Source organism: Pseudomonas sp. PDM02, assembly GCF_014852285.1.
Lineage (GTDB): Bacteria > Pseudomonadota > Gammaproteobacteria > Pseudomonadales > Pseudomonadaceae > Aquipseudomonas > Aquipseudomonas migulae.
The window spans coordinates 428,875-449,168 of sequence record NZ_JACVBL010000002.1 but is presented as its reverse complement, the minus strand read 5'-3'; the positions used below and the strand labels follow the sequence as shown (position 1 = coordinate 449,168).

17 protein-coding genes and 1 riboswitch are annotated in these 20,294 nt (G+C 61.1%); of the genes, 4 read left to right on the top strand and 13 right to left on the bottom strand.

Annotated elements, in window-relative coordinates; genetic code table 11:
• Positions 1-70 precede the first annotated feature (70 nt).
• A complete protein-coding gene (locus tag IB245_RS05510; protein ID WP_192226915.1) occupies positions 71-1,591 on the top strand; it encodes an AhpA/YtjB family protein in 1,521 nt (506 codons plus the stop codon).
• A gap of 236 nt (positions 1,592-1,827) precedes the next feature.
• Here IB245_RS05510 and IB245_RS05505 read toward each other — a convergent pair whose 3' ends face one another.
• The 9 genes from IB245_RS05505 to IB245_RS05465 form a co-directional block, all read right to left on the bottom strand.
• Entirely contained in the window at positions 1,828-2,541 is a 714-nt protein-coding gene (locus tag IB245_RS05505; protein WP_008027916.1) for a membrane integrity-associated transporter subunit PqiC, read from the bottom strand.
• A 177-nt stretch (positions 2,542-2,718) separates the two neighbouring features.
• On the bottom strand, positions 2,719-4,986 hold the full coding sequence (gene parC, locus IB245_RS05500; RefSeq protein WP_008027914.1) for a DNA topoisomerase IV subunit A: 2,268 nt from the start codon (positions 4,984-4,986) through the stop codon (positions 2,719-2,721).
• A gap of 7 nt (positions 4,987-4,993) precedes the next feature.
• Positions 4,994-5,518: a TIGR02281 family clan AA aspartic protease gene (locus tag IB245_RS05495; RefSeq protein ID WP_008027912.1), complete on the bottom strand. Its 525-nt coding sequence runs from the start codon at positions 5,516-5,518 to the stop codon at positions 4,994-4,996.
• A complete protein-coding gene (locus IB245_RS05490) occupies positions 5,515-6,504 on the bottom strand; it encodes an esterase-like activity of phytase family protein (protein WP_008027910.1) in 990 nt (329 codons plus the stop codon). Before IB245_RS05490 ends, IB245_RS05495 begins: the two co-directional genes overlap by 4 nt.
• A complete protein-coding gene (gene parE / locus IB245_RS05485) occupies positions 6,504-8,408 on the bottom strand; it encodes a DNA topoisomerase IV subunit B (RefSeq protein ID WP_008027908.1) in 1,905 nt (634 codons plus the stop codon). The genes IB245_RS05490 and parE overlap by 1 nt, the downstream gene beginning before the upstream one ends.
• 42 nt (positions 8,409-8,450) lie before the next feature.
• A complete protein-coding gene (locus tag IB245_RS05480) occupies positions 8,451-9,059 on the bottom strand; it encodes a YqiA/YcfP family alpha/beta fold hydrolase (protein WP_192226914.1) in 609 nt (202 codons plus the stop codon).
• 187 nt (positions 9,060-9,246) lie between these two features.
• Positions 9,247-10,062, bottom strand: a complete 816-nt coding sequence (cpdA, locus tag IB245_RS05475; protein WP_192226913.1) for a 3',5'-cyclic-AMP phosphodiesterase — start codon at positions 10,060-10,062, stop codon at positions 9,247-9,249.
• Between the two features lie 107 nt (positions 10,063-10,169).
• A complete protein-coding gene (locus IB245_RS05470; protein WP_008027902.1) occupies positions 10,170-10,622 on the bottom strand; it encodes a DUF1249 domain-containing protein in 453 nt (150 codons plus the stop codon).
• The gene (locus IB245_RS05465) at positions 10,613-11,230 is read right to left on the bottom strand and encodes an NUDIX domain-containing protein (protein WP_192226912.1); all 618 of its coding nucleotides are present in this window, start codon (positions 11,228-11,230) and stop codon (positions 10,613-10,615) included. The genes IB245_RS05470 and IB245_RS05465 overlap by 10 nt, the downstream gene beginning before the upstream one ends.
• Positions 11,231-11,459: 229 nt before the next feature.
• Here IB245_RS05465 and IB245_RS05460 point away from each other — a divergent pair, with 229 nt between their 5' ends.
• Positions 11,460-12,206, top strand: a complete 747-nt coding sequence (locus IB245_RS05460) for an RsiV family protein (protein WP_008040407.1) — start codon at positions 11,460-11,462, stop codon at positions 12,204-12,206.
• On the opposite strand, the gene cytX is transcribed toward IB245_RS05460, so the two are convergent.
• Positions 12,175-13,467, bottom strand: coding sequence for a putative hydroxymethylpyrimidine transporter CytX (gene cytX, locus IB245_RS05455; protein ID WP_008027897.1), 1,293 nt, complete (start codon positions 13,465-13,467; stop codon positions 12,175-12,177). The genes IB245_RS05460 and cytX overlap by 32 nt on opposite strands.
• 159 nt (positions 13,468-13,626) lie before the next feature.
• On the bottom strand, positions 13,627-15,516 hold the full coding sequence (gene thiC, locus IB245_RS05450) for a phosphomethylpyrimidine synthase ThiC (protein WP_008027894.1): 1,890 nt from the start codon (positions 15,514-15,516) through the stop codon (positions 13,627-13,629).
• Between the two features lie 164 nt (positions 15,517-15,680).
• Positions 15,681-15,786, bottom strand: a riboswitch (TPP riboswitch).
• 192 nt (positions 15,787-15,978) lie between these two features.
• Here thiC and IB245_RS05445 point away from each other — a divergent pair.
• Positions 15,979-17,418, top strand: a complete 1,440-nt coding sequence (locus IB245_RS05445) for a TolC family outer membrane protein (RefSeq protein WP_008027893.1) — start codon at positions 15,979-15,981, stop codon at positions 17,416-17,418.
• 192 nt (positions 17,419-17,610) lie between these two features.
• Here the strand turns inward: IB245_RS05445 and waaA are convergent, their stop codons facing one another.
• Positions 17,611-18,888 carry a lipid IV(A) 3-deoxy-D-manno-octulosonic acid transferase gene (waaA, locus tag IB245_RS05440; protein WP_192226911.1) on the bottom strand — a complete coding sequence of 426 codons (1,278 nt, stop codon included), beginning with the start codon at positions 18,886-18,888 and terminating at the stop codon, positions 17,611-17,613.
• Positions 18,881-19,801, bottom strand: coding sequence for a LysR family transcriptional regulator (locus tag IB245_RS05435; protein WP_008040402.1), 921 nt, complete (start codon positions 19,799-19,801; stop codon positions 18,881-18,883). The genes waaA and IB245_RS05435 overlap by 8 nt, the downstream gene beginning before the upstream one ends.
• Before the next feature lie 102 nt (positions 19,802-19,903).
• Here IB245_RS05435 and IB245_RS05430 point away from each other — a divergent pair, with 102 nt between their 5' ends.
• Positions 19,904-20,236: a DMT family transporter gene (locus tag IB245_RS05430; protein ID WP_008027887.1), complete on the top strand. Its 333-nt coding sequence runs from the start codon at positions 19,904-19,906 to the stop codon at positions 20,234-20,236.
• Positions 20,237-20,294: the final 58 nt, after the last annotated feature.

Sequence of the window (20,294 nt, the reverse complement as noted above, 5' to 3'; positions counted from 1 at the left end):
AGCGCTTTGCCGGTCTAGGGCCTGTCGCTATACTGCGCGTCAACTTCACGGACAAAAGAGCCGAGCTCAAGTGAACCGGCCCACGCCAGTTAAAACCGATAACTTCTTTCTGCTGATCTTCCGTGCACTGCGCCACCGCCGTGTACCGATTGCATTGCGCATCGCCAGCCATAACGTGATCCTGGTCGCTCTGGCCCTGGTGATCTACGCCTGTGTGATGGGTTTGCAGTTCAAGCAGGCCATGCACGAGCAGGCAGATGCGCTGGGCGAAAGCCTGACCACGCAGACCGCCACGTCCGCCACGGAGCTGTTGGTGTCCAACGACATCCTCAGCCTCAACGTGCTGCTCAACAACCTGACCAAGAACAAGCTGGTGGCCCACGCCGCCATTTATAGCGTGGACAACCGCATCCTCGCCGAAGCCGGTCAGCGCCCCAAGCACGGCCTGCTGGGCGAAGCCGAGGGCATGTACCAGAGCAAGATCACCTTCCAGGACGTGACCGCCGGGCAACTGCGCATCAGCCTGGACATGGATCAATTCCAGCAGCCGATGACCATCAGCCTGCAAAGCATGGGTATCTTGAGTGCGATTCTGTTGGCACTGTCCCTGGCCTTGAGCCTGCGCCTGGGTCGGCACATCTCCACGCCGCTGCTGCAATTGCGCGTGTGGCTGCGCAACATCGACGAATACACCCCGGCCACCGACCGCCAGGATGAAATCGGCGACCTGGCTCGCCAGCTGCACGCCAACTTCGCGCCGGAACCGTCCGAGCCGGAGCCCGCACCAGAACCTGAGTTCGACGACGTCGATTACGACGATGACGCCGAGCCGTCCTTCGAAGTGCGCAACCTGCGCGACCCGAGTTTCGACGAGACCAAGCCTGTCGCCAGCCTCAAACCTGCGCCACGGCACATCGTCAGCACCGTCGAAGACGAAGATGACGACGATGCGTTTGCCGATTTGCGTGACGAATCGACAGCCGCGAAACCAGTAGTCAGAGCGCCGGTATCGAACGTGCCGCAACACAGCGCAGTGCTGGCCGTGCAACTGGGCGCCCAGGATCAATTGCGCCGCCTGCCACGGGCGCGCCTCGAAGAACTGCTCAAACGTTATCGCGATTGCCTTGATCAGGCGGCCTCGCTCTATGAGGGCGAGCTGCACAGCCTGAACGATGGCAGCACGCTGATGGTGTTCCACACCGAGGACAGCGGCGACGACTACCTGACCAACGCCATCTGCTGCGGCGAGTTGCTGCGTGCCCTGGGCCATCAGTTGCAGATCGAAGTCGCCGACAGCGGCATCACCCTGCAATTGCAGCTGGGCGTGACCTTGGGTGATGAGCTGTTCGGTCTGAGCCAGATCGACCTGTTGCTGACCGAAACCGCCCAGGACGCCCTGGCCCTTTCGCAACACAGCCGCAATCTGCTGCTGGTGGAGCGCAAGATCAGTGACGACGCGCTGATTCGCCAACGTGCGCGAATCCGCCCGATTGCCAGCCCTGAGGGTGCGTGCTGCGTGGAGCGGTTGATGGAGCCTTATCCGTCGATGCTGGAGCGACAGTTGGCGCGGATGCATGAGCGTCGGGCGTAAGCCTTAGCCCGGATGTGAAGAAGCCCGCAGACAAGTGATTGTCTGCGGGCTTTTTTGTTGCCTGCCCCGGCCCCATCGCCAGCAGGCTGGCTCCCACATTGGATCTGTGGCAGACACAAGCCCCCTGTGGGAGCCAGCCTGCTGGCGATGGGGCCAGAACAAGCAATGGAGATTCCAACTGACAGAAACAGAAAGGCCCGCATTGATGCGGGCCTTGTTCTGAATCTATCCAGGCCTTAGAACCTGAACACTTCCATATCCGTACGAATCGGCGCAGCCATCGGGATCTTCGGCTGTTTCTCTTGCTCTGTCGCCGGAGCCACAGGCTTGGCCGCCGGTTTTTTTGGCGCTTCTGCAATCGGTGGCTGATTGGCCAATGGCTTGAGCGCGATAGACAGCTGTTCGGCGAGTTTCTGCAGCAACACACCCTGAGCCTGAACCTGCGCCGCCGTACCGCCCGCGTGCTGTTCTTGCAGATGAACGATGCGGTTATCGCGAACTTGCCCGCGACGGTCGATCAAACGCCATTGAGCATCGAGGATCGCCGGTTGCGACTCGCCCGAGTCCAGGCGCGTGATGGTCAGCAGTACCTGAACATCCGGCGTGAAGCCCACGCTCGCCGGCGCCAGCACCACACGCTGACTGTCCAGATGACCCGCTACCTGACGCAGCAACAGTTGATCGATGTCGGAAGAAAGGCTGCCGGCCCAACGACCATCGGTCGAGGCCTGAAGGCTGCCATCCGGCTGACGCTGCAACAGCGTTTCACGCTGCAGGTAATCGGCAACCGTTACCGGGCCGAGCAATACCGCCATGCCCGCGCTTTGCGCAGGCTGAGCCGGACTTCCGCTGTCCAGCTGATACAGCGACACCGGTTGGTGAACGCTGCAACCCGCCAGGCCAAGAACGCCAGCGAGCATCAAAATAAAAGGAAGGCGCAGAGCAGTCATCGTCCCATCCAGGTGGTTGCCACAAGGCACACCACAGTGAAAATACTCAATAAATATGAAGAACGCTCGGCCACGCCGGCGCTTGGAAAGGCCATATCATCCGTGAATATGCGTTCCGACTCCAGCGGCAAAGCGTCGATCTACGCGTTAAATCGTAGATCGAGCGCTCTAGCGCGGTTAATTGAGGTTTTCGACGAGCAGCGCATCTACCCTCTGGAAGCCCCGTGGAAGTTTGTTACCACGACGTCCACGCTCACCTTTGTAGTGTTCGAGGTCGTCCGCTTTCAGTGACAAGGTACGTTTTCCGGCCTGCAGCACCAAGGTGGCTCCATCCGGCAGCACAGCGATGTCCGTGACATATTCTTCGCGACTGGCCACACGCTCACCGGAAATCCCGATGATCTTGTTGCCTTTGCCCTTACCTAATTGTGGCAGATCGCTGATTTTGAAGATCAGCAAGCGACCTTCGGTGGTCACCGACGCCAGCCAGTTGTTCTCACGATCCGCCACCGGACGCGGCAGAATGACCTTCGAGTTGTTCGGCAAGCTCAGCAGCGCCTTGCCCGCCTTGTTCTTCGCCTGGAAGTCTTCGCCCTTGACCACGAAACCGTAACCGGCATCGGAGGCGATCACGTACAGCGAATCGTCTTCTGGCATCAGCACGCATTCGAACGTCGCGCCTGGCGGCGGTGTCAGACGACCGGTCAACGGTTCGCCCTGGCCACGGGCCGAAGGCAAGGTGTGCGAGGCTACCGAATAGCTGCGACCGGTGGAGTCGATAAACACAGCAAACTGGTTGGAACGCCCGGCCGCCAAGGCCTTGAAACCGTCCCCGGCCTTGTAGGAAAGCCCGGTGGCGTCAATTTCGTGCCCTTTGGCGGAGCGGACCCAGCCTTTTTCCGACAGCACTACGGACACTTTCTCGTTCGGCAGCAGATCGTGTTCGGTCAAGGCCTTGGCCTCGGCGCGCTCGACGATTGGCGAACGACGGTCGTCGCCGTAGGTTTCGGCGTCCTTGATCAGCTCGGTGCGCACCAGCTTTTTCAGCTTGGCTTCGCTGCCCAGCAGGGCTTGCAGCTTGGCTTGTTCCTTGAGCAGTTCATCCTGCTCGGAGCGCAGCTTCATTTCTTCCAGTCGCGCCAACTGACGCAAACGGGTGTCGAGAATGTACTCGGCCTGGATTTCGCTCAGGGCGAAACGCGCGATCAGGGCGGCTTTCGGATGCTCCTCGGTGCGGATGATGTGGATCACTTCATCCAGGTTGAGGTAGGCAATCAACAAACCGTCCAACAGGTGCAGGCGACGCTCAACCTTGTCGAGGCGGAATTGCAGGCGACGACGCACGGTTTGAACGCGGAACTCCAGCCATTCAACCAGCAACGCACGCAGGTTCTTCAGCTGCGGCTTGCCATCCAGGCCGATGATGTTGATGTTGACCCGGTAGCTCGACTCCAGCTCGGTGCTGGCGAACAGGTGCTGCATCAGCGCGTCGTGGTCGAAGTTTTTCCGTGCGCCCGGAATGATCACGATCCGGCACGGGTTCTCGTGGTCGGATTCGTCGCGCAGGTCAGCGATCTGCGGGGCCTTGGACGGTTTGGCCTGCATCATCGCCGCGATCTGCTCCAGCACCTTGGCGCCAGACACCTGATGCGGCAGCGCGGTGACGATGATGTCGCCGTCTTCGATGTGGTACACGGCGCGCATGCGCACCGAGCCCTTGCCGGTTTCGTACATTTTCAGCAGGTCGGCGCGCGGGGTGATGATTTCCGCTTCGGTCGGGTAATCCGGGCCCTGAATGTGTTCGCAGAGCTGTTCGACCGTGGCTTTTGGCTCATCGAGCAAACGCACGCAGGCGGTCGCGACTTCGCGCAGGTTGTGCGGCGGAACGTCGGTGGCCATGCCCACGGCAATGCCGGTGGTGCCGTTGAGCAGGATGTTCGGCAAACGTGCCGGCAACACCAACGGCTCGTCGAGTGTACCGTCGAAGTTCGGCCCCCAGTCCGCAGTGCCCTGGCCCAGTTCGCTGAGCAGCACTTCGGAATAACGCGACAACCGCGCTTCGGTGTATCGCATGGCGGCGAAGGACTTGGGATCATCCGGCGCACCCCAGTTACCCTGGCCGTCGACCAGCGTGTAGCGGTAGCTGAACGGCTGGGCCATCAGGACCATGGCTTCGTAGCAGGCCGAATCGCCGTGCGGGTGGAATTTACCGAGCACGTCACCGACGGTACGCGCCGACTTCTTGTGCTTGGAATCGGCGTCCAGCCCCAACTCGCTCATCGCGTAGACGATGCGGCGCTGTACCGGTTTCAGGCCGTCGCCGATATGCGGCAAGGCACGGTCCATGATCACGTACATGGAGTAGTTGAGGTAGGCATTTTCGGTGAAGTCAGCCAGTGACCGGCGCTCTACACCGTCCAGGCTGAGATCAAGGGAGTCGCTCATGCGGGCCTCATCGGTTCGTTGTCTGGCGCAGCAGCATGGTGCCACCGCGCTGGGTAAATTCAAGTTTGTTCAGCGCGCTCATACCGAGCAGCACTTGCTTGCCATCCAGGCCTGGCACGACGATGGCGCGCACATCACGCAGCACAATGTCGCCCAGTTGCAGCCGGTCGACACGGGTTCGATAACCCTCGGTGCGACCGTTGGCGGTGCTCAGGGTCACCCCGAAGCCTTGTTCAAGTTTCAGCCGTTCGGCCATTTCTGCCGGGATCGCCACATCGGTCGCCCCGGTATCCAGCATGAAATCCACCGACTGACCGTTGATCTGGCCGCTGGCGACGAAGTGCCCCTGGGTGTTGCTGGCCAGTTTCACTTCGATAAAACCTTCGCCCTGTTCCGAGCTGACGACGACGTTGGGATTTTGCTGACGCTCCTCCCATTGGCCGAAAAACCGTGTCGCCAGAAATAGCGCTGCGCACCAGGCCAGCACCATGAACACCCGACCGGCGCGTTTTCCAGGTGTTTGCGGCGTCATGGCTTGGCACTCCAGCCACCTTCCGGCGCGGCAAAGCGCCAGACGACCGGGCGATACTCGCCATCAGCACGGGCACCGTCGTTGTTATCAATGCCGACCCAGGCGCCATCGGCGTCGACGATCAGCGCTTCCGTCAGGCCATAGCCCTGTGGATAACGACGGTTCTCCTGCAATGCCTCGTCGGCAAACGACCAGCAACGCTCGACTTTGGCCGTCACCGCGTCACGGCGACAAATCTCGAACGCGTTGCGCTCAAGGGTGAACAGCTTGCCGTTGAACAACGACAGATCGGCGAAATCCCGCGACACGGCTCTGGCCTTGGGAAATTTCGCCGGCTGCATTTCCATCCCGGCTTCGCTCAGCAGCACGCAGCCGCCGTCGCAATCCCAGACCGTTTGCTGGCGCTTGATCAACAGCAGACCTCGGCGCTCACGCTCGGCGGCCAACCATAACTGGTCGCCCTCCGGATTGATCGCCAGGCCCTCGAACAATGCATTGAAGTGCAACAACATGCCGCTGGCCCGCGCCTCGCGAACCAGCATCGGCGAAATCTTCAGCCAGGACGTCGGCCCAACGGGCGGCACTTGCAGAATCGCCGCATGGGACTCGCTGACGATGTAGCGATTGCCGGCGCTGTCGCAGGTGATGCCTTCGAAATCCAGGTCCCCGCCGCGCGCGAACGACGCCACCCAGGTTCGCGAACGCAAACCCCACGGCAAATCGCTGTCCGGCACCGGCGGTACACCGATGCGCACGGTTTCAGCCTGCCAGACCGTGTCGCCGGTTTCGAGCCGGTAGATCTGATCGTCGTCGCGATCGGAAACCGCCCACAGATTCTTGCCACACTGGGCCAGCCCCGACAGGTTGCCGCCGCGCATGCCCTCCACGGGATGCTCGGACAACAGGCGCAACTCTGGTGCCGGCTCGGCAAACGCCGAAGCCGAGGTCAGAAGTAACGCACACGCCAGGGCAAAGCCAACCCGCATCAGCCAAGAACCTCGGCCAGGTTGCCTTTGGATTCCAGCCAGGATTTACGATCACCGGCGCGTTTCTTCGCCAGCAACATGTCCATCATTTCCGAGGTCGCTTCGAAATCTTCCAGGGTCAGTTGCACCAGACGTCGGGTGTTCGGGTCCATGGTGGTTTCGCGCAGTTGCGGCGGGTTCATTTCACCCAGACCTTTGAATCGGGTGACCTGCGGTTTGCCGCGTTTCTTCTCGGCCACCAGGCGATCGAGAATGCCGTCACGCTCAGCTTCGTCGAGGGCGTAGTAGATTTCTTTGCCCAAATCGATTCGATACAGCGGCGGCATCGCGACGTAGACGTGACCGGCATCCACCAACGGGCGGAAGTGCTGGACGAACAGCGCGCACAGCAGCGTGGCGATGTGCAGACCGTCGGAGTCGGCGTCGGCGAGGATGCAGATCTTGCCGTAACGCAGTTGGCTCATGTCCGCCGCGCCCGGATCGACACCGATGGCCACGGCGATGTTGTGCACTTCCTGGCTGGCCAACACTTCGCTGCCGTCGACTTCCCAGGTGTTCAGGATCTTGCCGCGCAACGGCAGGATCGCTTGAAACTCTTTGTCCCGCGCTTGCTTGGCGGAACCGCCGGCGGAGTCACCTTCCACCAGGAACAGCTCGGAACGCATCGGGTCCTGCCCGGCGCAGTCGGCGAGCTTGCCTGGCAGTGCCGGGCCTTGGGTAATGCGCTTGCGCTCGACCTTCTTGCTGGCCTTCAGACGACGGCCGGCGTTGTTGATCGCCAGCTCCGCCAGGAGCATGCCGGTTTCCGGGTGAGCGTTGAGCCACAGGCTGAACGCGTCCTTGACCACGCCGGAGACGAACGCCGCCGCTTCGCGGGACGACAGACGCTCTTTGGTCTGGCCGGAGAATTGCGGCTCCTGCATTTTCATCGACAGGACGAAGGCGATGCGTTCCCAGACGTCTTCCGGCGCCAGCTTCACGCCGCGTGGCAGCAGGCTGCGGAATTCGCAGAACTCGCGCATGGCATCGAGCAGGCCCTGACGCAAACCGTTGACGTGCGTACCGCCCTGGGCCGTCGGGATCAGGTTGACGTAGCTTTCCTGCACGCTGTCGCCACCTTCCGGCAACCACAGCAGCGCCCAGTCGACCGCTTCTTTGTTACCGGCCAGGCTGCCGCAGAACGGCTCGTCCGGCAGGCGCTCGAATTCGCTGACCGCGTCCACCAGGTAGGAGCGCAGGCCGTCTTCGTAATGCCATTCGACTTTCTCGCCGGTGGCCTTGTCTTCAAAACTGACCAGCAGCCCCGGGCACAGAACGGCCTTGGCCTTGAGCACGTGCTTGAGGCGGCTGATGGAGAATTTCGGTGAGTCGAAGTACTTCGGGTCTGGCGCGAAGAACACGCTGGTGCCGGTGTTGCGCTTGCCAACGGTGCCGACCACTTCCAGCTCGGTCTTCTTGTAACCGTCGGCGAAGGTCATCTGGTATTCGTTGCCGTCGCGCTTCACGCGCACCCGGACTTCGGTCGACAAGGCGTTGACCACCGAAATACCCACCCCGTGCAAACCGCCGGAGAACTGGTAGTTCTTGTTGGAAAACTTGCCGCCCGCATGAAGCTTGGTGAGGATCAGTTCGACGCCCGACACACCTTCTTCCGGGTGAATGTCCACCGGCATGCCACGGCCGTCATCGCTGACTTCCAGGGAGTGATCGGCGTGCAGGATGACCTGCACCGACGTCGCATGCCCGGCCAAGGCTTCGTCGACGCTGTTGTCGATGACTTCCTGGGCGAGGTGGTTCGGCCGACTGGTGTCGGTGTACATGCCGGGGCGTTTGCGCACCGGGTCGAGGCCCGAGAGGACTTCGATGGCGTCTGCGTTATAAGAGCTAGCGCTGGGAGTGGCCATGGGGTCTCGTCGTCAAATGTTCTATTAAATAGAGGCGATGACTCACAGTGCAGTGAAATCAATCGCCTGATACAAATCTGCGCCGATGCCGGCAAAACTCAGCATTGCCGGCAATTGCCCGGCAAAACCCTGGAAACTATGGTCGCCGCCGGCCTGAATGCGCAAGGCACAGGCCCGGTAATACTGCTGGGCGAGGCGATAATCCAGCGTTTCGTCGCCCGTCTGCAACCACACCTGATACCGCTGCGGGTCCTGGGGCGCCGGCACTTCCAGCTCGGCCAGGGCCGTCACATGGTCGTGGGTCAATTCCCAGGCCTCATCGGTATACAGGTTTTTCTGCGTCCCCAGATACCCGTCGAACATCCGGTGCGGACTGACGGCGGGGTTGATCAACAGGGCTTTCAAGCCATGGCGCTCGGCCAGGTGAGTCGCATAGTAGCCGCCGAGTGAGCTGCCGACCAGCAGTGGCCGCCCAAGCTCCAGAATCGCCTGCTCAAGCTGACCGATGGCCTCGCGCGGATGGTGATGCAGGGCCGGAACGCGCAGTTGATCGCTCAAGCCCAGACGCTCCATCACTTCGATCAACTGAGTGGCCTTTTTTGACGAAGGCGCACTGTTGAAACCGTGGATATAAAGGATCGAACCGGACATTTGAACTCCCTGTGCGTCGGGTAAAGAAGGCGGAGTTTACAGGGTGTCGGGGGAATCGGGGATATCCGTGGAATTCATGTCGTCTGAGCGGCCGCCATCGCCAGCAGGCTGGCTCCCACAGGGATTTGTGCACGACGCGGATTCATTGTGGGAGCCAGCCTGCTGGCGATGGCAGCACAGCAGATATTCAGTAGCCGTTGGAACCGTAGTCGACCTGAAAGTCGAACCCGGTCACGCGCTCTACGCCGGTTTCGAGCCGACCATCGGGCAACAGCCGCAACCACCGATACCCTGGCGCCTGCTCGCCAACCTTGAAATCCTCACTGCCCGGCTCGAACTGAATACAGGTTGATGGCGATGCAATCAGGCGTACGCCGTTACGCACTTGATCGATTTCCTGATGCACGTGCCCCCAAAGCACGGCACGTACTTGCGGGAACCGGTCCAGCACGGCGAACAGTGCTTCGGGATTGCGCAACCCGATCGGCTCCATCCACGCACACCCGATCGACACCGGATGATGGTGGAAGCACACCAGATGATGGCGCTCCGGTGCCTCGCTCAGCGAGCGCGCCAGCAACTGCAATTGTTCATCCTGCAAATACCCGGGCACCGACCCCGGCACCGCCGAGTCGAGCAACGTGACGCGCCAGTTGCCGACATCCACCACTGGTTCCAGCAGCGCGCTGTGCACGGCGGCTGCGGCCATGATCTGCGGTTCGTCGTGATTGCCGGGAATCCAGCGCGCCGGCGCATCGAGTTGCCGGGTCAGGTCGCGAAACTGCTGATACGACTCCAGCGTCCCGTCCTGGGAAAGATCGCCGCTGGCAATGATCAGATCGATCTGCGGCTGTTGCTGCCTGACCAGCTCGATGACCTTTTGCAGGCTGTCGCGCGTATTCATGCCCAGCAACGTGCCGTCCGCTTCGGCAAACAGATGGCTGTCGGACAGTTGCACCAGCAACGCCGAATCGGCGGGGGTCAAAGTGGATACGCTCGGCAAGGCGTTCTCCCTGGGCTAAACACGGGATAAGTGGAATGCCGCGATTATGCTGGGGGACGAACGAAAGAGGAAATCCGAGAAGCTGACGCAGTTCACATCTAGCGAGCTCAACGCACAACGGCGTATTCGTGCCCACACGCCAGGCAATGGCTCAGCCATTCACCCAGGAACATGTTCAGCTGGGCCTTTTCGTCCGGCTGGTGCATCGAGGCGTTCGGGTAAGGATAGATCCCGCGAAAGCGTCGCGCATGTTCGGCGCTGACCACTTCGGCCATGCAGGCGTCGTGATAGACCTGCACTTCCAGTTGCGGTACCGGCAGCCACGGCAGACTGTGTTCCTGACGCACTTGCAGGGTCGTGGTGTATGGACAGACCTGCAGCACTTCAAGGGCCAGCACGCCGAGCATCTGCTCGCCGTGGGTCACGGCAATGCGCCGCGCCGCCGGCTCGTTGCGCATGTCCGGCAGCAGTCGCATCAGGCGCGCGTAGTTGGCCTCGCAAGAGGCTTGCAGCCCCACGAGGTCCACCCGGTAGCGATCGCGCAACTTGTTTACGACCATAACCCCCTCACTTCAGCGCAGTTCAAAGCTAACCATTGCAAGGCAATGATGCTGGCCGCGTTGGCAATTCGTCCGTCGCGTACGGCTTGCAGGGCATCCTCGAACGCCCAGACCGTGACGCGGATATCTTCAGCTTCTTCCTCCAGCCCATGCAGGCCGCCGACCCCGGTTGTCTCGCAACGCCCCAGGAACAAATGCACGAATTCATTGCTGCCACCCGGCGATGGAAAATACTTGGTCATCGGCCAGAGCGCCCCGAATACAAGCCCAGCTTCCTCCTGCGCTTCGCGGTGAGCAACTTCTTCCGGCACTTCATCCTTGTCGATCAGACCAGCGACCAGTTCAATCAGCCAGGGATTGTCGGTCTTGCCCATGGCGCCGACGCGAAACTGCTCGATCAACACCACTTCATCGCGCTGCGGGTCGTAGGGCAACACGCAGACCGCATCGTGGCGAACAAACACTTCACGATTGATTTCGCGGCTCATGCCACCGGCGAACAACTCGTGGCGCAAGTGCACGCGATCGAGCTTGTAAAAGCCCTCGTAGCACTTTTCGCGCCGAACGATATCAACGGCGGTCGGAATGGCGTTGGCAAAATCAGTCATGACAATCCTCGTTTACTGCTAGTCCGATCCGAGGCTCCTTTTGGTTACTTGCAACCTCGACTTCGCGCCATCCTAACGCGCCCGCGCCGTTTGATGCAGCCCCTTTCCAGTCAGCGGGATAGACGGTGAGGGCGAAACCAACTCTAATTAGCTTAGTGGCGAACTGACTGCTTCGTTGAGAGTCGAAGCGGATAACTTTTTGCCTTCCCCTGTTTTACGAAGGACGCCCATGTCGCTTTTTAAAATCGCCTCCGTGGCCGCAATCGCCCTGACCCTGGGCGCTTGCCAAAGCCTGTTCCAGCCCAACTACCGGGCGCCGCTGGAGACTACCCGCGATGCTTCCGAACAGCTGAAACCGGGTTGCACGACACCTGACTGCCCGCTGGTGAACATCGATACGCTGCGCTTCCCCGCCGAGCCGCAGTTGGACGGCATTGTCGAAAAACGTCTGCTGCAAATGACCCGCACCTCGCCCGATGCCCCGGTGGCACCGACGCTGGCGGCCTATCGCGATGAGTTTTTGCGCACCGCCGGCCCGCGCTACAGCAGCTACTTGCAAGCCAAAGTACGTGAGCAGCATGACGGCTTGGTGATTGTCGAATTTTCCAGCTACCTGGACACCGGCGGTGCACATGGCACGCCGGGCCGCAGCTTCATCAACTATTCGCGCCAGCAGCATAAAGTGCTGACCTTGTCCGACATGTTGGTGCCAGGTCAGGAAGAGGCATTCTGGAAAGCGGCGCAGGTCGCGCACAACAGCTGGTTGATCAGCACCAAGCTCGATCAGGAACCGGAGTTCGTGAAGAGCTGGCCGTTCCAGAAAACCCAGAACATCGCGCTGACCTACGGCGGGGTGATCCTCAAGTACGACGTGAGCACCATCGCGCCTTACGCGCTGGGCCACGTCGAACTGAAGATCCCCTACCCTCGCCTCAACGGCATCATCAAGCCCGAGCTGTTTCCCGGCCGTAACTGAAGGCCCGACCCAGCACGAGTTGCAGCAGCCCTGCCAGAATCAACGACGGCAGGGTTGCGCCGATGTCCGGATACAGATTGGCCAGCAAGTGATAGGTGCTGACCCCGCCCAGCCAGGCGAGCAGCGCCGGCCAGCGCAATGCGGCGGAGGCCACTTGAGCCGAACGCTTGCGCAGGATGAAGTGATCCACCAGCACCACGCCGAACAGCGGCGCAAACACCGAACCGATCAACAGCAGGAAGTTCTGGTACTGGGCCAATGGCGCCAACAAGGCGATCAGGGTGCAGACCACACCGATGGCCAACGCCAGGTGTTCGACTTTCAAGCGCAGCAAAATCCCGCTGGAAACGGCCGCCGAGTGAATGTCGGCAAAGGCGTTTTCCGACTCATCCAGCAGAATCAGCAGCAGCGGAATCCCCAGGCCGGCACCGGCCAGCGCCAACAGCAAGGCATTCACTTCACCGCTCGGCGCGAACGCCAGGGTGTAAGCCACGCCCAGGCTCATCAGCCAGAAATTACCGATAAAGAAGCCAATCGCCGTCCCGCCGAACACGTTTTTCGCACGCTTGCCGAAACGCGAGTAGTCAGCGATCAGCGGCAGCCACGACAGCGGCATCGCGATGGCAATGTCGAAGCCCACGGCGAACGGCATCGAACCGTCCCCGGCCTGCGCCCACAACGCGGCGAGATCGGCTTTGGCGAACAGGTTCCAGGTCAGCCAGATGCACGCGGCCAGCAGCAGCCAGATGCCCCATTTGCGCAGGATCTGGCGCACGAAGGTCAACGGACCGCTGACGGCCAGCAAGGTCGCCAAGGCTCCGAAGAACAACGTCCAGAGCAGCGGACTGGAGAACAGACTGCCTTCGCTGAACGCACGCGCGCCGAGCAGGCTGGCAGCGTCGCGCATGACGATGATTTCAAACGAGCCCCAACCGATCAGTTGCAGCAGGTTCAGCACCGCTGGCAGGCTCGCGCCTTTCGCACCGAGGCTGAGTTTGAGCGCGGCCATCGACGACAGGCCGGTGTCACTGCCGATCACGCCGACAGCGGCCAGCAGCAGAACGCCGACCAGCGTGCCAAGGAAGATCGCCAGCAGCGAACCGGACAGGCCAAGACCTGGCGCGAGCAATGCGCCGGTCTGCAAGACCATCAGGCCGATGCCGAGGGAGAACCACAGGGAAAACAGATCACGGCCGCCGAAGACACGTTTGTCGGTCGGCACCGCGATGTCGGGTGAATAAGTGCTGGGTTGAATGCTCAAGGGTGTTATCTCAGAGGAACATTTGTTGTTGTGTTGAACTGCACCTGTAGGAGCGAGGCTTGCCCGCGAAGGCGGTGTGTCAGGTAAAACGCCTTCGCGGGCAAGCCTCGCTCCTACAGGGTATGCGCCAGTCAAGAAGCACTGACGCTGCGGATCAGATCAAACCTTCTTGTACAGCTGACTGCCTTCCTGCTTGAACCGCTCAGCCTGTTCCGCCAATCCCCGGGCGACTTCGGCGTCGACGGTTTCGATCCGCTGGTTGGCCGCGTATTCGCGGACTTCCTGGGTGATTTTCATCGAGCAGAATTTCGGCCCGCACATCGAACAGAAATGCGCGACCTTGGCCGAATCCTTCGGCAACGTCTCATCGTGATACGAACGGGCGGTGTCCGGATCGAGGCCCAGGTTGAACTGGTCTTCCCAACGGAATTCGAATCGCGCCTTGCTCAAGGCATTGTCGCGAATCTGCGCGCCCGGGTGTCCCTTCGCCAGATCGGCGGCATGTGCGGCGATCTTGTAGGTGATGATCCCGGTCTTCACGTCATCCTTGTTCGGCAGGCCCAAGTGTTCCTTCGGCGTCACGTAGCAGAGCATCGCGCAACCGAACCAGCCGATCATCGCCGCACCGATACCCGAGGTGATGTGGTCGTAGCCTGGCGCGATGTCAGTGGTCAGCGGGCCGAGGGTGTAGAACGGCGCCTCGTCGCAGCACTCGAGTTGCTTGTCCATGTTCTCTTTGATCAACTGCATCGGCACGTGGCCCGGGCCTTCGATCATGGTTTGCACGTCGTGCTTCCACGCGATCTTGGTCAGCTCGCCGAGGGTTTCCAGTTCACCGAATTGCGCGGCGTCGTTGGCGTCGGCAATCGAGCCCGGACGCAGGCCGTCGCCCAGCGAGAAGCTGACGTCGTAGGCCTTCATGATTTCGCAGATCTCTTCGAAATGCGTGTAAGCGAAGTTTTCTTTGTGGTGCGCCAGGCACCACTTGGCCATGATCGAACCGCCACGGGAAACGATGCCGGTCACACGTTTGGCGGTCAGCGGCACGTAGCGCAGCAGCACGCCGGCGTGGATGGTGAAGTAATCGACGCCCTGCTCGGCCTGTTCGATCAGCGTGTCGCGGAACAGCTCCCAGGTCAGGTCTTCGGCAGCGCCGCCGACTTTTTCCAGCGCCTGATAAATCGGCACGGTGCCGATCGGCACTGGCGAGTTGCGGATGATCCACTCGCGGGTTTCATGAATGTGCTTGCCGGTGGACAAGTCCATGATGTTGTCCGCGCCCCAGCGAATGCCCCAGGTCAGTTTCGCCACTTCTTCTTCGATGGACGAACCCAGTGCGCTGTTGCCGATGTTGCCGTTGATCTTCACCAGGAAGTTACGGCCGATGATCATCGGTTCCAGTTCGGTGTGGTTGATGTTGGCCGGGATGATCGCGCGACCGCGGGCGATCTCTTCACGAACGAATTCGGGGGTGATGATTTTCGGCACGCTGGCGCCGAAGCTGTGGCCGGCGTGTTGCTGATCCAGCAGGCCAGCGGCACGGGCGACTTCAAGCTTCATGTTTTCGCGGATGGCGACGAATTCCATCTCGGGCGTGATGATGCCCTGACGCGCGTAGTGCATTTGCGTGACGTTGCCACCGGCCTTGGCGCGGCGCGGGTTGTTCACGTGAGCGAATCGCAGCTTGGTCAGCTCCGGATCGGCGAGGCGTTCCTTGCCGAAGTTCGAGCTGAGGCCGGGCAGGCGCTCGGTGTCGCCACGGGCTTCGATCCACGGCGAGCGGATGTCGGCCAGGCCTTTGCGCACGTCGATGATCACGTTGGGGTCGGTGTACGGACCCGAGGTGTCGTACACGACAACCGGCGCGTTGATCTCACCGCCGAAGTCGGTCGGGGTCACATCAAGGCTGATTTCGCGCATCGGCACGAGGATGTCCGGGCGGGAGCCCTGAACGTAGATTTTTTGCGAGCGGGTAAACGGTTGAACCGATTGTTGATCGACTTGGGCCGAGTCACTCAGGTTCGTTATGTTTTTTGGTTTTATCGTCATCACGGGCTCTCCGAACACATCCAGGCAGTGGATTTTTTGTCGGAGCGAACCTGTAATCGAATGGACGCACGGGCGCTGGGAAAACCAGCAGTGCTGTGCTCAGTGCTCGAGGGGTGTTCGATTGTCGAACAACATCCCGGACGAAGCACAAGAGGACTCGCCGGGTGACGAGAAATCTTGTTCCCTACGCAGGCGCTAACCTGATCAGGTTCAACGGGATCCGAAATTATTCGATCTCAGCCTCATAGCAAGGCACCCCGACAAGAACCCGGCCAGTCTAGACACAACTGACAAAGAACGCCAACACCGCAGTAAACACCATGATGAATGGCGCAATCAGACGATTGTTGCCGCACGTATGCGCAACTACACTCGCAACGGCCATGTCGCGCATTGACGCTGAATGGGCTGCGCCGTACCTTTGGCGCTCAAATTATCAGTGTAATTTTTAGGGATGGCCTCATGCTGCGCAAACTCTCACTGGCCCTTGCCGTGTCTTGTGCTTCCAATGGAATGGCCTGGGCAGCAGAAGCGCCCTTATCGACCAAGACCGATCTGGTCAGCGTCTACCAGGAAGCGGTGGACAACAACGCCGACCTGGCCGCCGCCCGCGCCCAATATGGCGCGCAGAAAGAAGTCGTGCCCCAGGCGCGCGCCGGCTTGCTGCCGAATATTTCCGGTGGCGCCCAGTTGGCCAACGTGCGCACCGATATCGATCAACCGTCGTCCGTTGCCAACCGTAGCGCCAACTCCTATCAGGCAACGTTGGCTCAGCCTTTGTTTCGTGCCGATCGCTGGTTCCAGTACCAGGCCGCCAAGGACGTCAATGAGCAAGCCGCCCTGCAACTCTCGGCGACCGAGCAGAACCTGATCCTGCAAACCGCCGAGGACTACTTCAACGTGCTGCGCAGCCAGGACAACCTGGCCTCGACCAAGGCCGAGGAAGCGGCGTTCAAGCGTCAGCTCGACCAGTCCAACGAACGCTTCGATGTCGGCCTGTCGGACAAGACCGACGTGCTGCAATCGCAAGCCAGTTACGACACCGCACGGGCCAACCGGATCGTTGCGCAGCGTCAGGTGGATGATGCGTTTGAAGCGTTGATCACTCTGACCAACCGTCAGTACAACTCGATTCAGGGCATCGTTCACACCTTGCCGATCCTGCCGCCGGCGCCGAACGACGCCAAGGCCTGGGTCGACACCGCCGCCAAACAGAACCTGAATCTGCTGGCCAGCAACTACGCGGTCAGCGCCGCCGAAGAAACCCTGAAGCAGCGCAAGGCCGGCCACGCACCAACGGTGGATGCGGTGGCCAAGTATGAGAAAGGCGACAACGATGCCTTGGGCTTCAGCAACCCGAACGGCTTCGGCCAGCCGTATGGTGGTCCCGTCGAGCAACGCACGCTGGCACTGCAATTGAACATCCCGATCTACAGCGGCGGGCTGACCAGTTCGCAGGTTCGCGAGTCGTACTCGCGCCTGGATCAGACCGAACAACAGCGCGAAGGCCTGCGTCGGCAAGTGGTGGAAAACACCCGCAACCTGCACCGCGCGGTGAACACCGATGTCGAGCAGGTACAGGCGCGCAAGCAGTCGATCATCTCCAACCAGAGCGCGGTGGAAGCGACCGAAATCGGTTATCAGGTGGGCACGCGCAACATCGTCGATGTGCTCGACGCGCAGCGTCAGCTGTACACCTCGGTGCGCAATTACAACAACACCCGCTACGACTACATCCTCGACAACCTGCGCCTGAAGCAAGCCGCCGGCACGCTGAACCCGGGGGATTTGCAGGACCTGAAACGCTATCTCAAGGCTGACTACAACCCGGACAAGGACTTCCTGCCACCGGACCTGGCCAAGGCTGCGGCTGAGCAGTTAAAGGCAAAACCGGGGCAATAGTATTCGACGCGACTCTTTGTAGGAGCCGGCTTGCCGGCGATGGCGATTCCGAAGACGCCATCGCCAGCAAGCTGGCTCCTACAGAATCGGGGATGACGGAGCTTCTGGGTTCACGCAAAACCCGTAGGAGCCAGGCTTGCCGGCGAAGGCGATTTCAAGGAAGCCTTCGCCGGCAAGCCGGGCTCCTACAAGTCAGCGATTGATCAATCGATCCAACCCATCCAGCAACCGCTGCAACGCGCCCTGATTGGTGCGCATCACTTTCAGCCCCGCGTCTGCCATTCGCTGCGCATCGCGCGGCAATTCGAACAACCGCTGCACCGCCAGCGCCAGCCCCTCGGCATCTTCCACTTCCTGCAACGCCCCGGCGCTGCGCAATTGCGCGGCGATTTCGAGGAAGTTGAACAGGTGCGGCCCACTGAGCACCGGTTTCGCCAGCGCGGCGGGTTCCAGCAAGTTATGGCCACCGTTCGGCACCAGACTGCCGCCGACAAAAGCGCTGTCGGCCAGGGCGTACAAAAACAGCAACTCGCCCATGGTGTCACCGAGCAACACCGACGTATCGGCGGTAACCGGCTCGCCGGAGGAACGACGCACCGTGGCGAAACCCTGCTGCCTGCAAAGCTCGAACACCGCGTTGAAACGCTCCGGATGACGTGGCACCAGAATCAGCAACGCATCAGGATGACCGGCAAGCAACTGACGATGCGCCGCCAACACCACTTCGTCTTCGCCGTCGTGAGTGCTGGCGGCGATCCACACCGGACGTTCCTGCGCCCGCCATTGCCCACGCAACTCGGTCGCACGCTGGAGCAGTTGCGGGTCGATGGTCAGGTCGAACTTGATCGAACCGGTCACTTCAACCGTTTCCGCACGGGCGCCCAAATCGCGGAAGCGCTGGGCCTCGGCTTCGGTCTGCACGGCGAACAGGCTCATTTCGGCGAGCATCGGCTGAGTCAATTTACCGAAGCGGCCATAGCCTTTGGCGGAACGCTCGGACAGTCGTGCGTTGGCCAGCGCCACAGGAATCCCGCGTTTGGCGCATTGATGAATGTGGTTGGGCCAGAGCTCGGTTTCCATGATCACCGCCAGTGTTGGCCGGACCCGGTCAAGAAACCGCGCCGCCGCGCATGGCAAGTCGTAAGGCAAATAGCAGTGCTGGATGCGCGGCTCGTTGGCGAACAAGGCGTGGATGCGTTCGGAGCCCGTCGGCGTCATGCAGGTCACGGTGATCGGCAGCGCGGGATAACGTTGCAGCAATGCGCGAATCATCGGCGCTGCGGCAATGCTCTCGCCCACGGACACCGCGTGCACCCAAATGCCGCCTGGCTTCATCGCCGGCAGCCCGAAGGAGAAACGCTCGCCGATGCGTTTGGCATACGCCGGTGCCTTGCGCGAGCGCAGCCACAGCCGAATCGCTACCAGTGGCAGCCCCAGGTAAAACAGCGCGGTGTAGAGAGTTCTATTCATGGCGGCGGAGTTTATCGGTTTTTTCGCCGATCGCCTGCAAGTGCACGGCAAAACGTTCCGCCAGCCAACGGGCTGCCGGGCCGAGCGGCTCATCACGGCGCCAGACCAGCTCCACCACCAGCGCCGGCGGCGTCCATTCGCTGGCCAGTTCGACCATCAACCCCTGATACGCCGGATACTGCACCACGTGCCGTGGCAGCCAGGCCCAGCCGAGGCCTCGCACCAGCCATTCGGCCATCACGTAGAAACTGTCGGCCCGCCAGACCTGCGGGCTGGCCGGCTCGCTGCCGGGATACACACTGGACTGGGTCGACATCAGCAACTGCCGATGCTGCGCCAGTTGCTGACAATCGACCGGAGCCTGCGTTGCCAATGGATGCCCGACGCCGCACACCGTGACCATTTCGACGCTGCCCAGCACTCGCCGTTCGAGCGCCTCGGGAATCTGATCGTGATAAAACAACAGACCGAGATCGGCCCGGCGCTCCACCAGCTTGCGCGCCACATCGCCCTGGGCAGCGCTGGTCAATTGCACTTCAAGGCTGGGAAACTGTTCCGCCAGGGCTTCGAAACTTTCAATGATCGGCTGATACGGCATCGCCTCATCCTGAGCCACGCGCAGGCGAGCTTCCTGCCCACGCGTCATTGCCAGCGCACGGCCATTCAGGCGCTCGCATTGACGCAGCACTTCCCGCGCCTCATCCAGCAACGCATTGCCGGCCTCAGTGAGTTTGGGCTGCCGGCCGCTGCTGCGGTCGAACAGGCTCACACCCAGGTCCTCTTCCAACAGCGCTATCGAACTGCTGACCGCCGACTGCGCCTTGCGCTGGTCCCGCGCCACCGCGGAAAACGATCGCTGCTCGGCAACGCTGACGAACAAACGCAACTGCTCCAGATTCCATTGAATGTTCATGGACAACCCATCTCCCATACAGATAGGTAATGACTTTACCCCATCTGAGCAACCTCTAAAATGCCGACCTCATAAAGCAACACTTCACACGAGGATGCACCCATGACCGCTTACTACTACCTGGCCATCGCCATCTGCGCCGAAGTGATCGCCACTGTTTCGATGAAAGCGGTCAAAGGCTTCAGCACACCGTTGCCGCTGATTCTGGTGATCGTCGGTTATGGCATTGCCTTCTGGATGCTGACGCTGGTGGTGCGCAGCGTGCCGGTGGGTGTGGCGTACGCGGTGTGGGCCGGCATGGGGATCGTGATGGTCAGCGTCGCGGCGCTGTTTATCTACGGGCAGAAGCTGGATGTACCGGCGATGCTCGGGATGGCGCTCATCGTGCTTGGCGTTGTGGTCATCCAGCTCTTCTCCAAAACCGCCGGGCACTAAGCCCTGAAACACAATCCCATTGTGGGAGCGGGCTTGCTCGCGAAGGCGGCGTGTCAGG

What these genes read in the sequence shown, in the direction of transcription:
- IB245_RS05505 (WP_008027916.1), bottom strand. Translation starts at nt 2,541, where the DNA reads ATGACTGCTCTGCGCCTTCCTTTTATTTTGATGCTCGCTGGCGTTCTT.
- parC (WP_008027914.1), bottom strand. Translation starts at nt 4,986, where the DNA reads ATGAGCGACTCCCTTGATCTCAGCCTGGACGGTGTAGAGCGCCGGTCA.
- IB245_RS05495 (WP_008027912.1), bottom strand. Translation starts at nt 5,518, where the DNA reads ATGACGCCGCAAACACCTGGAAAACGCGCCGGTCGGGTGTTCATGGTG.
- IB245_RS05490 (WP_008027910.1), bottom strand. Translation starts at nt 6,504, where the DNA reads ATGCGGGTTGGCTTTGCCCTGGCGTGTGCGTTACTTCTGACCTCGGCT.
- parE (WP_008027908.1), bottom strand. Translation starts at nt 8,408, where the DNA reads ATGGCCACTCCCAGCGCTAGCTCTTATAACGCAGACGCCATCGAAGTC.
- IB245_RS05480 (WP_192226914.1), bottom strand. Translation starts at nt 9,059, where the DNA reads ATGTCCGGTTCGATCCTTTATATCCACGGTTTCAACAGTGCGCCTTCG.
- IB245_RS05470 (WP_008027902.1), bottom strand. Translation starts at nt 10,622, where the DNA reads ATGGTCGTAAACAAGTTGCGCGATCGCTACCGGGTGGACCTCGTGGGG.
- IB245_RS05465 (WP_192226912.1), bottom strand. Translation starts at nt 11,230, where the DNA reads ATGACTGATTTTGCCAACGCCATTCCGACCGCCGTTGATATCGTTCGG.
- IB245_RS05460 (WP_008040407.1), top strand. Translation starts at nt 11,460, where the DNA reads ATGTCGCTTTTTAAAATCGCCTCCGTGGCCGCAATCGCCCTGACCCTG.
- thiC (WP_008027894.1), bottom strand. Translation starts at nt 15,516, where the DNA reads ATGACGATAAAACCAAAAAACATAACGAACCTGAGTGACTCGGCCCAA.
- IB245_RS05445 (WP_008027893.1), top strand. Translation starts at nt 15,979, where the DNA reads ATGCTGCGCAAACTCTCACTGGCCCTTGCCGTGTCTTGTGCTTCCAAT.
- waaA (WP_192226911.1), bottom strand. Translation starts at nt 18,888, where the DNA reads ATGAATAGAACTCTCTACACCGCGCTGTTTTACCTGGGGCTGCCACTG.
- IB245_RS05435 (WP_008040402.1), bottom strand. Translation starts at nt 19,801, where the DNA reads ATGAACATTCAATGGAATCTGGAGCAGTTGCGTTTGTTCGTCAGCGTT.
- IB245_RS05430 (WP_008027887.1), top strand. Translation starts at nt 19,904, where the DNA reads ATGACCGCTTACTACTACCTGGCCATCGCCATCTGCGCCGAAGTGATC.